We start from the raw sequence: 14,337 nt of genomic DNA on the forward strand, positions 1-14,337 counted from the left end.
GATAAGGGCGCATAATAGCGCCCCTGATTTTTATGTCAAAACAGACTGTTCACAACGTTCGCCAATTCTCAGCGACGGTTGCGCACCAGTTGGTAGCGACGGGTGAGATATTCCACCGGCGCGCTCCAGACATGCACCAGACGGCAGAACGGGAACAGCAGGAATAACGTCATCCCGAGCACCAGATGCACGCGGAAAATAAACGCCACGCCGTCCAGATGCTCAGCCGCACCGCCGTGGAACGTCACCACAGACTGCGCCCAGCCGACCAGTTTCATCATTTCGCTGCCGTCCATATGTTGGGCGGAGAACGGAATGGTGCCAAGGCCGAGCGCGCACTGAATCACCAGCAGCGCAATGATCATGATATCGCCGAAGCTTGACGTGGCACGCACGCGCGCGTTACTCAGACGACGCCAGAGCAACATGCCGCCACCGACCAGCGTCATCACGCCACACGCGCCACCGGCATACATGGCCATCTGCTGTTTCACCGGCACCGGCAGGAAGGATTCGTACATCCAGTGCGGTGTCAGCATCCCGAAGGCGTGACCGGCAATAATGCCGAGAATACCGACGTGGAACAGCGGGGAAGCAATGCGTAAGATTTTTTTCTCCAGTAACTGGCTTGAGCCCGCGCGCCAGCTGTACTGGCCGTAGTCATAACGCAACCAGCTGCCGACGAGAAAAACCGTGCCGCACAGGTACGGGTAAATGTTGAAGAAAAAGTTGTTGAGGAAGTCAGTCATTTGCGTGGTTCCCCCGCATTCGTGTCATCAAGGTTCAGATACTGCGGCGCGACCGCCCCGGCAAAACGTTTCTGGTGCGCGGCTTCCTCGCCGGTCGAACAGCTTTGTTCACCGAGAAACTTGATCTGCTCCTCTTCCCAGACGGCGTCCAGCGCAGCAGGCGTGTCATCGCGCGCTTCCTGTTTGATCCCTTCGCGCACCTTTTCCGTGGCGATGTCGCTGCCGGAAATCGCCAGCAGCAGATCAAACAGCTCCGCATAATGGCTGTCGCGTTCCTGCAAACGGGCACTCAGCAAAGCCAGAATCGGTGCGATATCACGCAGGCCGTCGCGAGCTTCCTGACTGTCACGGGTGGTCAGATATTCCAGATAAAGCGGCAGGTAATCCGGCAGTTCGCGGCTGTCGATTTCCAGACCGGCTTCACGGTATTGCCCCATCAGATCGACCATCGCCTGGCCCCGGTCACGGGATTCGCCGTGAACGTGTTCAAACAGCAGCAGCGAGGTGGCGCGGCCACGATCAAACAAACCGGTGTACGCCGACTGCGCGTCGAGTAAATCTTTCTGGCAGAAATCCGTGATGTACAGCGCCAGATCCAGGCGCTGCTCTGCATTCAGTTCCGCAGACGTGGTCACGGCTTCAAGCAGTTCCATTTTGTGCGTCCAGAGATCTTCCGACGGATAATCCAGCAATAAGCCAATCAGTCGTAAACTGTTCATTAGCTTTTCCTTTCAGTTTTCGCGCCAATGTCGATGGCATCGATGCGTTTGCTGTTAAACAGGTTGAATTTGGTATCGCTGCCGTGGCAACCGTCGCCAAAGCTGAAACCACAGCCTTTCGCTTCCGGGAACGCTTCGCGCGCCTGTTCGCGATGGCTCGATGGCACAACGAAACGGTCTTCATAGTTAGCAATCGCCAGGTAACGGTACATTTCTTCCGCCTGTGCCGCCGTCAGCCCGACCTGCTCCAATGCGCTGGTATCCACCACACCGTCCACACTTTCTGCGCGTTTAAAATGGCGCATCGCCAGCATCCGTTTCAGGGCGCGCAGCACCGGCGCGGTGTCGCCCGCGGTCAGCAGGTTCGCCAGATATTCCACCGGAATACGCAGGCTTTCGACGTCCGGCAACACACCGCTGTGCGGCAATGCGCCCGCGTCGGCAGCGGACTGAATCGGTGACAGCGGCGGTACGTACCAGACCATCGGCAGCGTGCGGTATTCCGGGTGCAGCGGCAGCGCCAGCTTCCACTCAATCGCCATTTTGTAAACCGGCGACTGACGCGCGGCGTCCATCACGGACAGCGGAATGCCGTCGATCTCAGCCTGCGCCATCACTTCCGGATCGTTCGGATCCAGGAAGATGCTTATCTGGCTTTCGTACAGGTCTTTCTCGTTTTCAACCGAGGCGGCTTCTGCAATACGGTCGGCGTCATACAACACCACGCCGAGGTAGCGGATACGGCCGACGCAGGTTTCGGAACAGACCGTGGGCTGACCGGCTTCGATGCGCGGATAACAGAAAATACATTTTTCTGATTTGCCGCTTTTCCAGTTGAAGTAGATTTTTTTGTACGGGCAGCCGGTCAGGCACATACGCCAGCCGCGGCATTTGTCCTGATCAATCAGTACGATGCCGTCTTCGCCGCGTTTATAAATCGCGCCGCTCGGACAGGTCGCTACGCACGCCGGGTTCAGGCAGTGTTCACACAAACGTGGCAGGTACGCCATGAAGGTGTTTTCGAATTCGCCATACATTTCTTTCTGCATGTTGGCAAAGTTCTGGTCGGCAGAACGCTTGCTGAACTCGGTGCCTAAATCGTCTTCCCAGTTCGGGCCGCCGGTGATTTTCTTCATGCGTTTGCCGGTCAGCAGGGAACGCGGACGCGCCACCGGCTGATGTTTACCGTCTTTCGCGGTGTGCAGATGCTGATAATCGAAATCAAACGGTTCGTAGTAATCGTCAATTTCCGGCATATGCGGGTTGGCGAAAATTTTATGCAGCAGGTTGGCTTTGTTGCCCATACGCGGCTGCAATTTGCCGTTGATTTTGCGGATCCAGCCGCCCTTCCATTTTTCCTGATTTTCCCAGTCGTGCGGATAACCCAGGCCCGGTTTGGTTTCAACGTTATTGAACCACGCGTATTCCATCCCTTCGCGGCTGGTCCAGACGTTTTTACAGGTCACGGAACAGGTGTGGCAGCCAATGCATTTGTCGAGGTTCAGCACCATGCCGACTTGTGAACGAATTTTCATTTGGCTTTCTCCTGTCCTTTTTTAGGGAGTACGGCGGCCTGCACGTAATCGTTGCCCTCATCGTCTAACCAGTCGATGCGGTTCATTTTGCGGACAATCACGAACTCATCGCGGTTAGAACCGACGGTGCCGTAATAGTTGAAACCGTAAGACAGCTGCGCGTAACCGCCGATCATGTGCGTCGGTTTCGGGCAAACGCGTGTCACGGAGTTGTGAATACCGCCGCGCTGCTGGCTGATTTCGGAGCCCGGAATGTTCACGATACGTTCCTGCGCGTGATACATCATGGTCATCCCCGCCGGTACGCGCTGGCTGACCACCGCACGGGCGCTCAGTGAGCCGTTGGCGTTGAAGGCTTCAATCCAGTCGTTGTCTTCGATACCCAGTTTTGTCGCATCGTCTTCACTGAGCCAGACAATAGGGCCGCCGCGACCCAAGGTCAGCATCAGCAGGTTGTCGCTGTAAGTGGAGTGAATGCCCCATTTCTGGTGCGGCGTCAGGAAGTTCAGCGCCATTTCCGGATTACCGTTCGGTTTCGCATTCAGCAACGGCTGCGCCGCGCGGGTGTCGATAGGCGGACGGTAAACCAGCAGGCTTTCACCGAACGCACGCATCCATTCGTGATCCTGATAAATCTGCTGACGGCCGGACAGCGTGCGCCACGGGATCAGCTCATGCACGTTGGTGTAACAGGCGTTGTAAGAAACGTGTTCGTCTTCCAGACCCGACCAGGTCGGGCTGGAGATGATTTTGCGCGGTTGTGCCTGAATATCGCGGAAGCGGATTTTTTCGTCTTCTTTATTCAGCGCCAGATGCGTGTGGTCGCGGCCGGTGTTGGCACTCAGCGCCGCCCAGGCTTTCACGGCAACCTGGCCGTTGGTTTCCGGTGCCAGCGTCAGGATCACTTCGGCGGCGTCGATGGCCGTTTCGATGCACGGACGCCCTTTCGCTGCGCCATCAGCCTTGGTGTAGTTCAGTTTTTTCAGCAGTTCGACTTCGCTGTCAGTGTTCCAGCTGATGCCTTTACCGCCGTTTCCGAGTTTTTCCAGCAAGGGGCCGACTGAGGTGAAACGCTCATACGTATTCGGGTAATCGCGTTCAACGGTCATCAGATGCGGCGCGGTGCGTCCCGGTATCAGGTCGCATTCGCCTTTTTTCCAGTCTTCCACGCCCAGCGGCTGCGCCAGTTCGGCGGCAGAATCGTGCTGGATGGGCAGCGTGACCACGTCGGTTTCCACGCCCAGATGCCCGACACAAACCCGTGAGAATTCTTTGGCGATGCCTTTGTAGATTTCCCAGTCACTTTTGGAATCCCACGCCGGATCAACAGCAGCAGACAGCGGATGAATAAACGGATGCATATCCGAGGTATTCATGTCGTCTTTTTCGTACCAGGTGGCGGTCGGCAGAACGATGTCGGAATACAGACAGGTGCTGGACATACGGAAATCGAGTGTCACCACCAGATCCAGTTTGCCTTCACCGCCCTGCGCCTGCCATTCGACTTCTTCCGGCATCACGCCGCCCTGAATGCCCAAATCATCTCCCTGAATACCGTGTTCGGTGCCCAGCAGATATTTCAGCATGTACTCGTGGCCTTTACCGGAAGACCCCAGCAGGTTGGAGCGCCAGACGAACAGGTTGCGCGGGAAGTTCTGCGGATTGTCCGGTTGTTCCGCGGCAAAACGCACGCTGCCATCTTTGAGGGCTGCGACGGTGAAATCAGCCGGAGACTGACCGGCGGCTTTCGCCTGTGCCGCGATGTGCAGCGGGTTAACGTTGAGCTGCGGCGCAGAGGGCAACCAGCCCATCCGCTCGGCGCGCACGTTGAAATCAATCATGCTGCCGGTGAATTTCGATTTATCCGCCAGCGGGGATAGCAGTTCCTGCGGCGCGACGGTTTCATAACGCCACTGGCTGGAGTGGTTATAGAAGAACGAGGTGCTGTTCATCTGGCGTGGCGGGCGCTGCCAGTCGAGGCCAAATGCCAGCGGCTGCCAGCCGGTTTGCGGACGCAGTTTTTCCTGGCCGACGTAGTGAGCCCAGCCGCCACCGCTCTGACCGACGCAACCGCAGAAGACTAGCATGTTGATCAGGCCGCGGTAGTTCATGTCGAGGTGATACCAGTGGTTCATCCCGGCACCCACGATGATCATCGAACGACCGTGGGTTTTGTTGGCGTTATCGGCAAATTCGTGGGCGATACGCGCAATATTTTGCTGCGACACGCCGGTGATTTTTTCGGCCCAGGCTGGCGTGTAGGCTTTAATTTCGTCAAAGCTCTGCGCGCAGTTTTCGTCATTCAGGCCACGTTCGATGCCGTAGTTCGCCAGTGTCAGGTCATAAACGCTCGCCACCAGACCGGTAGTCCCGTCGGCCAGTTGCAGGCGTTTCACCGGCAGTTTGTGCATCAGAATTTCATCCAGCGCTACGCTGTTGAAATGTTCGCTGACCGCGCCACCAAAGTACGGATAGCCGACGTTCACGACGTCATCGTGATTATCCAGCAGGCTCAGTTGCAGGCTGACCTCTTTGTGTTCTTTGCCTTCGCGTGATTCCAGATTCCACTGGCCTTTTTCGCCCCAGCGGTAACCGATGGAACCCAGCGGAGAAACCAGCTCGCCGGTGTTTTCATCAAAGGCGATGGTTTTCCACTGCGGGTTATTTTCCTGCCCGAGGTTGTCCACCAGATCGGACGCACGCAGCATACGGCCTGCGGCATAAGAGCCGTCTTCCCGCGGTTCGAGCATGACCAGCATCGGCATGTCGGTGTAACGGCGCACATAGTCAGTGAAGTACTGGCTTGGATTGTCGATATGGAAGTTTTTGAGGATCACATGGCCCATTGCCAGCGCCAGTGCGCTGTCGGTGCCTTGTTTCGGCGCTAACCAGTGGTCGCACAGTTTGGCGACTTCAGCGTAATCCGGGGTGATCGCCACCGTTTTGGTGCCTTTGTAGCGCACTTCGGTGAAGAAGTGGGCGTCCGGCGTACGGGTCTGCGGAACGTTCGAACCCCAGGCAATAATATAAGAAGAGTTGTACCAGTCGGCGGATTCCGGCACGTCAGTCTGCTCGCCCCAGGTCTGCGGAGAAGCCGGAGGCAAATCGCAATACCAGTCGTAGAAACTCAGACACACGCCGCCGATCAGCGACAGATAACGCGCGCCGGAGGCATAAGACACCATCGACATCGCCGGAATGGGCGAGAAACCGATAATGCGGTCAGGGCCGAAGGTTTTGGCGGTATAGACGTTGGACGCCGCAATCAGCTCATTCACTTCCTGCCAGCTCGAACGGACAAAACCCCCACGTCCGCGCGCCGCTTTGTATTCTTTGGCTTTTTCAGGCTGGTTAACAATCGAACCCCAGGCATCCACCGGATCGCTGTAGGTCAGCTTGGCTTCGCGCCACAGCTGGATCAGCTTTTTGCGCATCAGCGGATATTTCAGGCGGTTGGCGCTGTAGAGATACCAGGAATAGCTGGCACCGCGCGGGCAGCCACGCGGTTCGTGGTTCGGGAGGTCCGGACGGGTTCGCGGATAATCGGTCTGCTGGGTTTCCCAGGTGACCAGGCCGTTTTTGACGTAAATCTTCCAGCTGCATGAACCGGTGCAGTTCACACCGTGCGTGGAACGGACCACTTTGTCATGCTGCCAGCGGCTGCGGTAGCCGTCTTCCCAGTCACGATTGGTATTCAGCGTCTGGCCGTGGCCGTCAGCGAAAGGTTCAGCTAACTGTTTGAAATAGCGAAACCGGTCAAGAAACTTGCTCATCCGGAACTCTCCTGTGCAAAGGCCTGAGGCGCTTTGTCATTATGTGAATGGCGGGGAATACAACTTCATTGCTCGTAGCCCGAAGTAATTGGAATTGCAGCAAGGCAGCAAACGAATGAATCCCGATGAGCTGACATAAGTCAGTGATTCGGGTGACTGAGTGCCGCTAACGCCGCTGCTATTTCAAGTACAAAGGGAAAATGTGGCCTCAGGGTATTCACGCGCGGAGACGTGCTACTTGATTGCGATCAACGCCCCGCCGTCATGTAAATACTTATACAACGAGAAATACCCCCAAAGAGGTACAAAAATGAGTTCTCTTAACACTATGATTATTAATGAGAAAAAATGAATTTTTATGCGTTTTTCATCAAGTGTTTCAAAAAGTGGAAAATGAGGGGTATTGGGAAAACGTCACTCTGATGGGCAGGGTATCGCCTGATTGAAGCCACCTTCTCAGAAGGTGGCCGGTACAACGAAAGATAAAACCGGACAGCGTTCTCTTAGTGCGTAGCGTTCAATGTTGCCTTATGGATTTCACTGACCACCTGGTCACTGGCGGAATACGTAAAACGGGAGCACTGTTTCCTGCACTCCCGAAATTCGTCACTTACATTTTATCTTGAAGGTTCAGGAATGAGCTGATCGGCAGGAAGGTATTCAAACCTGGCCTGGTCATTTTCCGATGCGGGCAATATCATCTCTATAACCGGCACCCATACTGCATTCGTTGTACTGTTATAATAATCTTTTTGATTTTGCTGCGCGTTGTTTAATCCGTCTGTCCCGCTCAGGTAGAAAAAGGCGTTAATAGGTAATGAGTCCTGCTTTCCCTGAGCCCAGGTTGCGAGCCTGAGTTCGTTCTGAGTTTCGAAAGATTGGTCGGCAATTGTTGCCATACTCAGAATACTTTGATAGAACCCGTCCGCCGTATTATATCCGCTGTCATCGTCGGTGGTAAACCCGCACTGGTAGCTTGTATTATTACCTCCCTGAACAAATTGGGTATGCCATTGCGCGGCAGTTGTTATACCTTGATCCTGACAGGGACCGCTATGGCTCGGTTGACTGGAGGATGCACCACACCCCTTGTCACTGCGCGCATTGGTTCCTGCATCAATCGGGAATGAACACATGACATCTATATTGGTGTCGATGCCTTCACCGTCTGGCGCATAGAAGTAGGGAAAGAAAATAAAACCATTATTATAATCATAGGCCAGTTTTGTAAATTTAGAATCAGCCCGTAAATATGAAAATGACACCCCACCATTTGACTGAGATGCCGGGCTTGGATCCCAAGAATGGAATGATGTTGAAAATACATCCGTTCCTCTGAACAATACGCCAGAACACAAAAATGCTGGCGTACTATCCGTATCGCACGTTGATACTGTAGATAAATAATCTTCATTTAAATACTCAGCAGTTTTAATACCACTCTGCCGCACATCACTGCGTAACAGATGTGATTTAAGATAGGCTTCTTTCTCCTGAGAATAATCATGGGAAAAAACATGAGGCGAAAACATAATCGCCGCGATTGAAATGGGAAGTAAAATTTTACTGTTCATATATCACCTATGTGAGTTAATTGATTAATATCGTTCAACACCATAGTAAGATGCAGATACAGTTTGAATTATCTTTTTACACTTCAATTTTATGCAAAAATGAAACACATTCTGAAATAATAAAAAAGAAACCCACTTCTCAGTGAGTTTCTCTTAAGTGTATCTGTCAGATTTATTGTACATCGCACCAATAATTACTGACTGATGTAGGAAATATTTCCATTTAAACCTGAGGGGAAGTCATTAACGCCCGACGATGGATCACCCCAAACGATCACGTTATTATCACTTCTTAATGCAGCAAAGGCGTGAGTATTGGAATAAATAGCACAGATATCGTTTAACTCTGCTGCGCAGGAAGAATCATCCCCGCCGGTATTGGTGTCTCCCCATGTCACTACACTCCCCTGAGACGTCAGCGCCGCAAAACTCCCCGACGTGGCACTGATCGCGACAATATTATTTAAACGAGAACTGACGGACAAACTATTCCCCCATAGTTACTGTTACCCCAGGTGATCACACTGCCATTTGCACGTAATGCCGCAAACGCGCCATAGGTACTTTTCACATCAATAATATCGGTGAGTACTTTATAACTTTCCGGTAAATCATTCCCGTAAGTAGAGTTACCCCAGCAGACAATTTTCCCGCCAGACAATATTGCCGTATAGGCAGACTCAGTAGCAATAAGCCGGCTGGCATTGGTGACACCAGAGACAGACTGTGCATTACTGCCATAATCACTGTCGCCCCAGGCCTTAATTCTGCCATTTGCAATGATGGCAAAGGCCCTGCGTGAAGCACAGCATGTGGTAATTCCTGTCAGGGCTTTCACTTCACTGCTTACCGTCCCCCGGAAGTGGCTTCCCCCCACGCATAAACCCTTCCACTGGTATCCAGAACAGCAAAGGCGTTATCGTTGGAAATTAATGTTGTAATACTACTCATACCTGCAATATCAGACGGCACTGACATATCGGTTTCGCGAAACCCTTTCGTGCCCCATCCCCAGGTCAGGACGTAAGGATTGTTTGCCGAGAGTGCCGCAAACGTTCCGTTACTCCCGCGGACGTTTTTAATACTGTTTAGTGCGCTAATATCTTCGGGTAAATCTGCACCTTCCTCACGGTTTCCCCAGCAGAACACTGAATTGTCGGCCCGCAAACCTGTAAAAGCAGAAAACGTTGCGGATACGGACCTGATGCCATCACTCCCTTGCCCGGTGGGTGTAACCCCTCCGGACGCGGCAACACCCCATGCCAGACATTCGCCGTTATTCAACGTCGCAACAAAGGCGCCTGCAGACGTTGAGGTATCCGTCCATTCACCATTGCCCGTCAAATTTGACGCATTCAGTGTCACACCCGCATAGCCACTTGCCGAAACCTTCAGGAGATCGGAGGGCTCGGTATCGAGGAAAGAGGTTCCACTGCGGCTGCTGCCGACGTTTTGGTACTGCCAAGTCGCGTCAACCACTTCAAATGACTGGCCGTCCAGAGCAACCAGACAACCCAACGTCTGCTGGCCTGATGCTTTCTGGCAGGATCTGGCTCCGCGGACAATCAGCGCAGAAGAGCTTGCCACCTGGATATCCACCGATACACCCGCTTCTGAGCCCAGTGACGCGGTCACTGTTGCGGTCCCGGTATCACCGGTGTCCGTCAGCGTCGCGACTGACTGACCTTTACTGTCGGTGTACTGCGTGACCACAACAATTTCCCCCAGCGTGGTGCTCCAGTTTACCGCCTGATTGGGCACCGGCAGCATTGTGATGCTGTCTGTGACTACGGCAGTGAGGGTGGCGGTGTCACTCCCATTATTAGCAATATTCTGCTTATCGGATGTCAGGTCGCTGATTATGTTCACTGAAGGACTGCCGCCAGTAAGTGTCACTACCCAGGAGCCATCTCCCTGTAACTGGGGGACTGAGAATGTCCAGCCCTGAGGAAAACCGGTAGCGCTGGTAATTTTGACAGCACCCGCAGTAAATACCAATTCCAGCCCCCCGCTTCCGGTCCAGGAGACCGCTCCGGTCGCCGTATTGTAGCTGCCGTAAGGGCAGGTGGCTGACACAGCGCCCCCCTCAGTTAATGAGACAAACCCCAGCGCACCAGGACGACCCGGCAGACTTAACGTGGTGACCGTCGTACTGCTGCCTCCCACTATCGCCTGAGAGGCCACGGCATTCGGGACAACTTGCGATGGGTCAATTTTTAGCCAGACCAGTGCGGCGACGGTGGGGTCAAGCCCCAGATAGTGAAGCGGGAATTGGTCTGATGACGCGTAGACCTGGGTCAGATCCGGGATCCCGGTGCTAATCACGTCTTCCACATGGCTGAGATAGCTTAACGCAACGTCAGTATTCACCTCGCTAAACACAAACGATTGCATAGCCGATACGGCAACGGAGCGGTAAGTCCAGTGATCATATCCGCTGGCAATGTCACCCGTTTGGCCGTGAGCGATACTCACACCGGCCCCGGCGTAATTTTCGGTTGGGTAATAAATCAGGCTCTTGATGGACATACAAAACTCCTTTTTGATGGGATCTCATCGGAATTAATAAGCGACGCAGCAAGAAACAGCAGTGAATCGGTGATGTAAAAACTGCTTCCTACCAGGGAAAGGGTAAAATCCACCGTCTGGCCTGACACATCTGTGACATCAAATTCACCGCAATAGTGATTTCCCATATCAAGGATGGCGGTTGTTGTGCCAGAAATGGGGATAATGGCACTGGTGGGGGTTGTCAGCGCCAGCTTGGCCAGCGGAAACAGGGACGAATCAGAGGTTTTTACATACACACTACAAACTTGTTTTCCGCCTGCCATTGCCCCGTTTGACATGCCGTAATAGGCCAGATCGCCTTCTCCGTAGAGCCAGTCTGTAAATAACATTTCTTTCGTCACATTCTGGTCAGGACTGTCTGAGACGTACGCGTTGAGAGTTACATTGCCTACGCTGAAACTGTAAACCTCTGCGATAGCGCTACCCGACGAATCAAGAGACAGACTCAGTATTTTAGAGCCACTGGGATAAAAGAATGCGCTTGAGTCGGTGGGTAACGAGATTTCAATTTCTGCACCTGCCGGACCGGTCAGGAGGGCAGTATTCAGGGGCCGAACTAATATGTTTTGGTCAAATATCGGTGCCCCGGTGGTACAGTTCATCTGCAATCCCGAGGTTGAGTTGGTTGACACGATGACTTCCTTTGTGTCCGAAGAGGCAATGCCCCCGCTGCTAAAATTGACCTGATATTTCCCCTCCCCATATCCGTTGCCGACGGGCGTTATATTTTCAGCGGGGATATGGAATTCGGCCTGTTGTAATTGTGCTTCATTCTGAGTCAGAGTCCGCGTTTCCATCCAGCGGGTAAGCGGGAGGGGTGAATCCGGCGTCGTCCGATACGCGAACCAGTAAGCCGTGACGATATCGCCCAATGCCATTCCGGTCCAGGTGACAAACATGTCCGTGCCGTTATCTTCGACAACTTCATCTCCACTGATTGTGTTGTCATCACTCGCCGCCGGAAAAACAGGCGCAGGCAGCAACACACAGTGTTCAGCATCGACCTGGCTCATGGCTCGGGCAGAAATCCCCGCAGGGGACAGTGTTTTGACTTCATACCAGGCTTGCGCGTAGCCGATGCCTATCGGGGTAATAAACGAGACGGGTACGGTAATACTGAACCCCGCGGTGACATCATTTTGATCCAACACGCGTGTAGAAACATAATACGTGCCGGGAACGGGACTGCCGGAGGAAATATACCCCTGCCAGCAAACGTCAACGCTGGCATTGACCACGAATTGAGTATTCGCTGGAATATCTATTTCAATGCCTGCAATAGTGATTTCACTGCAGTCAATCCAGCCATCAATCCCCGCAGGTATAATGGGCGCAGGGTAAGTCCCCGTACCCGACATATCAATATTCACCTCGCCTGTCTGAGAACTTTGCGCTACGCCGGTATTAGGAATAACCGAATACCAGGCTTGCGCTACACCGGTTGTTTTCACCGCACTGACAAAGGAGGACGCGATCAGGACATCAAAACCCACATTCAGGTCACTGGCTATTACACTGTGCATTACGCTGGTATTGCTATTGGCGACCGCAGTGCCCATGGAGTCCAGTTCACGCCAATAAACGTAAACCGTGTCACCTGCATTGAATGCACCGTCGCTCCAGGGAACGTGAACGTAGGTACCGCTATTCTGAACGACTGAATCGTAGGTAATAACCTGGTTATTGTCCGCATCAGGGAACGTCGGGGGTAAGAGTCCCGTACTGTGTGCCCTGTCGACAATCGCCGTCGTCACAGGCGAGGCTGAAGGGTTCTGCGCTGCATCCGTGACGGTATACCAAACCTGGTGCGGGCCATCAGGAGCCCCCGCTTGCGCGATAGTGACAATCCATGGCCATGCATACGTTGCCGGACTGTCTATTTGAAGCGTTGCACAAAGAATACCATCCCAATATAGACCTAAATAATCGCCATGTTCTGCCGAAGTATATTCATCAACATTAATCACTACACCTTTATCGCTATCCAATTCAACTTCAGTGATATTACCATCATTTTCCATTTGAGGTAATAACGCCGTTGGCAGTACGGAATAATTCCGCATCGTTTCATCCCCTTCTTTATCGTTACGTAAAAATTCTGCCGGAATAATTACCGGCAGAATGATTTCAAAGACTCAAATTAATTACTGCCTGGTGGCACGGTGTCCACTTGAAGCGTGAGAGAAATAGATTTTTGATCAGCTTCGCTCCCCGGCACATGGACAGTATAACTGGTGACTGCCTGCCCTTCGTATCCCAGACCATTTGGATAAAATAAAGCGTTATCAAAAGTAAACGTATGGCTGACGTCACCGTCAACGACGGTATAAGTTTGTGAGGTGGTTGCAGCCTCAATTTTAATACCCTGGGCATCTTGGCCCTCCCAGAACAGGGTAATATAATCTCCGGCAGCCATGGAATTATATGCAACATCCACGTCAACACCGTCAGCCGCAATCTCAACATTAATGACACCACGCGTCGCCTCAGGTACGGTGGGTTCAGGTAATGTCGCAGGAGTACTCCCCGTTGAGACTTTAATACTCAGCGCAACAGAATCCGTTGGGTTTTGACTCGCATCAACGGCCGTATAACTGACGGAATAAGTGCCTTCCTGCAGACACTCTGGTGGCAGCTGATTTGTGACATCAATGTCTTTTGGCAGGTCAGCCGTGACATCAGTAATCGGGAACGTGGTGCTGCCCACATCGCCCCAGTAGAAGGTTACCTGATCTTTGACTTTGGCTCCTTTATAACGTGGGATCGTTGCCCAAACACCAAAATTCAGATCACTATCGCTGAGGGTGTAGTCATCTTCAACACTGGCATTCAGCACGTCAGGGCTATACAACAGGTTAGCCGCTGCAACACTGACCGACATGCCGGTCGCGTCATCAGAGGTGGTTGCCGAAACACTGATTGTGCCAATGGCCGACGCTGTTAACGCCGTCGTCGCCAGGCCTGTTGCATCAGTAACAGAGGTTAAAGGAGACACTGTGCCCGGACCGCCGCTTGCAACGGCCCACGTTACCGTAATACCGGGAGTCGCAGAGTCAATCAGGGCACTGAGCGTGGCGCTCTGAGAGCCATCTGATGGAAGGGTATCGATGTCTGAAGTGACAGAAGAAATCATATTTAAAGTTAGCATTTTTAAAACCTTTTAGAGTGATTAAATTTTACCAGCCAGTATCTCAACACCTGACTGCCAAATAATTCTGCGCCATAAAATGAGCATTAAATTGCGTAAAAAAAATGACTCGTGATTAATTTTTAGGTTTTTAAAAATGGAAAAGAAGAGATGTGTTTTTTGACAATAAGATTAACAAATTACATGAAACACTAAGTCATTCGAGTAAGCACGTTAATGAAATAATAAAATAAATATGAAATTACGTATTTTTTTCGCATACTGAAAC

10 protein-coding genes are annotated in these 14,337 nt (G+C 52.5%); all 10 read right to left on the bottom strand.

Annotation, left to right across the window (positions count from 1 at the left end):
* Positions 1-68 precede the first annotated feature (68 nt).
* The 10 genes from narI to BV494_RS06830 all read right to left on the bottom strand — a co-directional run bounded on the left by narI (position 69) and on the right by BV494_RS06830 (position 14,069).
* Entirely contained in the window at positions 69-749 is a 681-nt protein-coding gene (gene narI, locus BV494_RS06795; protein WP_104922172.1) for a respiratory nitrate reductase subunit gamma, read from the bottom strand.
* Positions 746-1,468: a nitrate reductase molybdenum cofactor assembly chaperone gene (narJ, locus tag BV494_RS06800; protein ID WP_104922173.1), complete on the bottom strand. Its 723-nt coding sequence runs from the start codon at positions 1,466-1,468 to the stop codon at positions 746-748. The genes narI and narJ overlap by 4 nt, the downstream gene beginning before the upstream one ends.
* Positions 1,468-3,003, bottom strand: a complete 1,536-nt coding sequence (gene narH, locus BV494_RS06805) for a nitrate reductase subunit beta (protein ID WP_104922174.1) — start codon at positions 3,001-3,003, stop codon at positions 1,468-1,470. Before narH ends, narJ begins: the two co-directional genes overlap by 1 nt.
* Positions 3,000-6,776 carry a nitrate reductase subunit alpha gene (locus BV494_RS06810; protein ID WP_104922175.1) on the bottom strand — a complete coding sequence of 1,259 codons (3,777 nt, stop codon included), beginning with the start codon at positions 6,774-6,776 and terminating at the stop codon, positions 3,000-3,002. The genes narH and BV494_RS06810 overlap by 4 nt, the downstream gene beginning before the upstream one ends.
* A 617-nt stretch (positions 6,777-7,393) precedes the next feature.
* Positions 7,394-8,350 carry an HvnC protein gene (locus BV494_RS06815; protein ID WP_104922176.1) on the bottom strand — a complete coding sequence of 319 codons (957 nt, stop codon included), beginning with the start codon at positions 8,348-8,350 and terminating at the stop codon, positions 7,394-7,396.
* 194 nt (positions 8,351-8,544) lie between these two features.
* Positions 8,545-8,835, bottom strand: coding sequence for an RCC1 domain-containing protein (locus BV494_RS25770; RefSeq protein ID WP_192938091.1), 291 nt, complete (start codon positions 8,833-8,835; stop codon positions 8,545-8,547).
* Positions 8,814-9,188, bottom strand: a complete 375-nt coding sequence (locus BV494_RS25775) for an RCC1 domain-containing protein (RefSeq protein ID WP_192938092.1) — start codon at positions 9,186-9,188, stop codon at positions 8,814-8,816. Before BV494_RS25775 ends, BV494_RS25770 begins: the two co-directional genes overlap by 22 nt.
* An 8-nt stretch (positions 9,189-9,196) precedes the next feature.
* The gene (locus BV494_RS06820; RefSeq protein WP_104922177.1) at positions 9,197-10,879 is read right to left on the bottom strand and encodes an Ig-like domain-containing protein; all 1,683 of its coding nucleotides are present in this window, start codon (positions 10,877-10,879) and stop codon (positions 9,197-9,199) included.
* Complete coding sequence (locus tag BV494_RS06825) at positions 10,861-12,984, bottom strand: hypothetical protein (protein ID WP_226790043.1); 2,124 nt, start codon at positions 12,982-12,984, stop codon at positions 10,861-10,863. The genes BV494_RS06820 and BV494_RS06825 overlap by 19 nt, the downstream gene beginning before the upstream one ends.
* Positions 12,985-13,061: 77 nt before the next feature.
* The gene (locus BV494_RS06830) at positions 13,062-14,069 is read right to left on the bottom strand and encodes an Ig-like domain-containing protein (protein ID WP_104922178.1); all 1,008 of its coding nucleotides are present in this window, start codon (positions 14,067-14,069) and stop codon (positions 13,062-13,064) included.
* Positions 14,070-14,337 lie beyond the last annotated feature (268 nt).

This window comes from Rahnella sikkimica (genome assembly GCF_002951615.1).
GTDB lineage: Bacteria > Pseudomonadota > Gammaproteobacteria > Enterobacterales > Enterobacteriaceae > Rahnella > Rahnella sikkimica.

Excerpts from the sequence above, each read along its gene's own strand:
- narI (WP_104922172.1), bottom strand. The coding sequence starts at position 749 with ATGACTGACTTCCTCAACAACTTTTTCTTCAACATTTACCCGTACCTG.
- narJ (WP_104922173.1), bottom strand. The coding sequence starts at position 1,468 with ATGAACAGTTTACGACTGATTGGCTTATTGCTGGATTATCCGTCGGAA.
- BV494_RS06820 (WP_104922177.1), bottom strand. The coding sequence starts at position 10,879 with ATGTCCATCAAGAGCCTGATTTATTACCCAACCGAAAATTACGCCGGG.
- BV494_RS06810 (WP_104922175.1), bottom strand. The coding sequence starts at position 6,776 with ATGAGCAAGTTTCTTGACCGGTTTCGCTATTTCAAACAGTTAGCTGAA.
- BV494_RS06830 (WP_104922178.1), bottom strand. The coding sequence starts at position 14,069 with ATGCTAACTTTAAATATGATTTCTTCTGTCACTTCAGACATCGATACC.
- BV494_RS06825 (WP_226790043.1), bottom strand. The coding sequence starts at position 12,984 with ATGCGGAATTATTCCGTACTGCCAACGGCGTTATTACCTCAAATGGAA.
- narH (WP_104922174.1), bottom strand. The coding sequence starts at position 3,003 with ATGAAAATTCGTTCACAAGTCGGCATGGTGCTGAACCTCGACAAATGC.
- BV494_RS06815 (WP_104922176.1), bottom strand. The coding sequence starts at position 8,350 with ATGAACAGTAAAATTTTACTTCCCATTTCAATCGCGGCGATTATGTTT.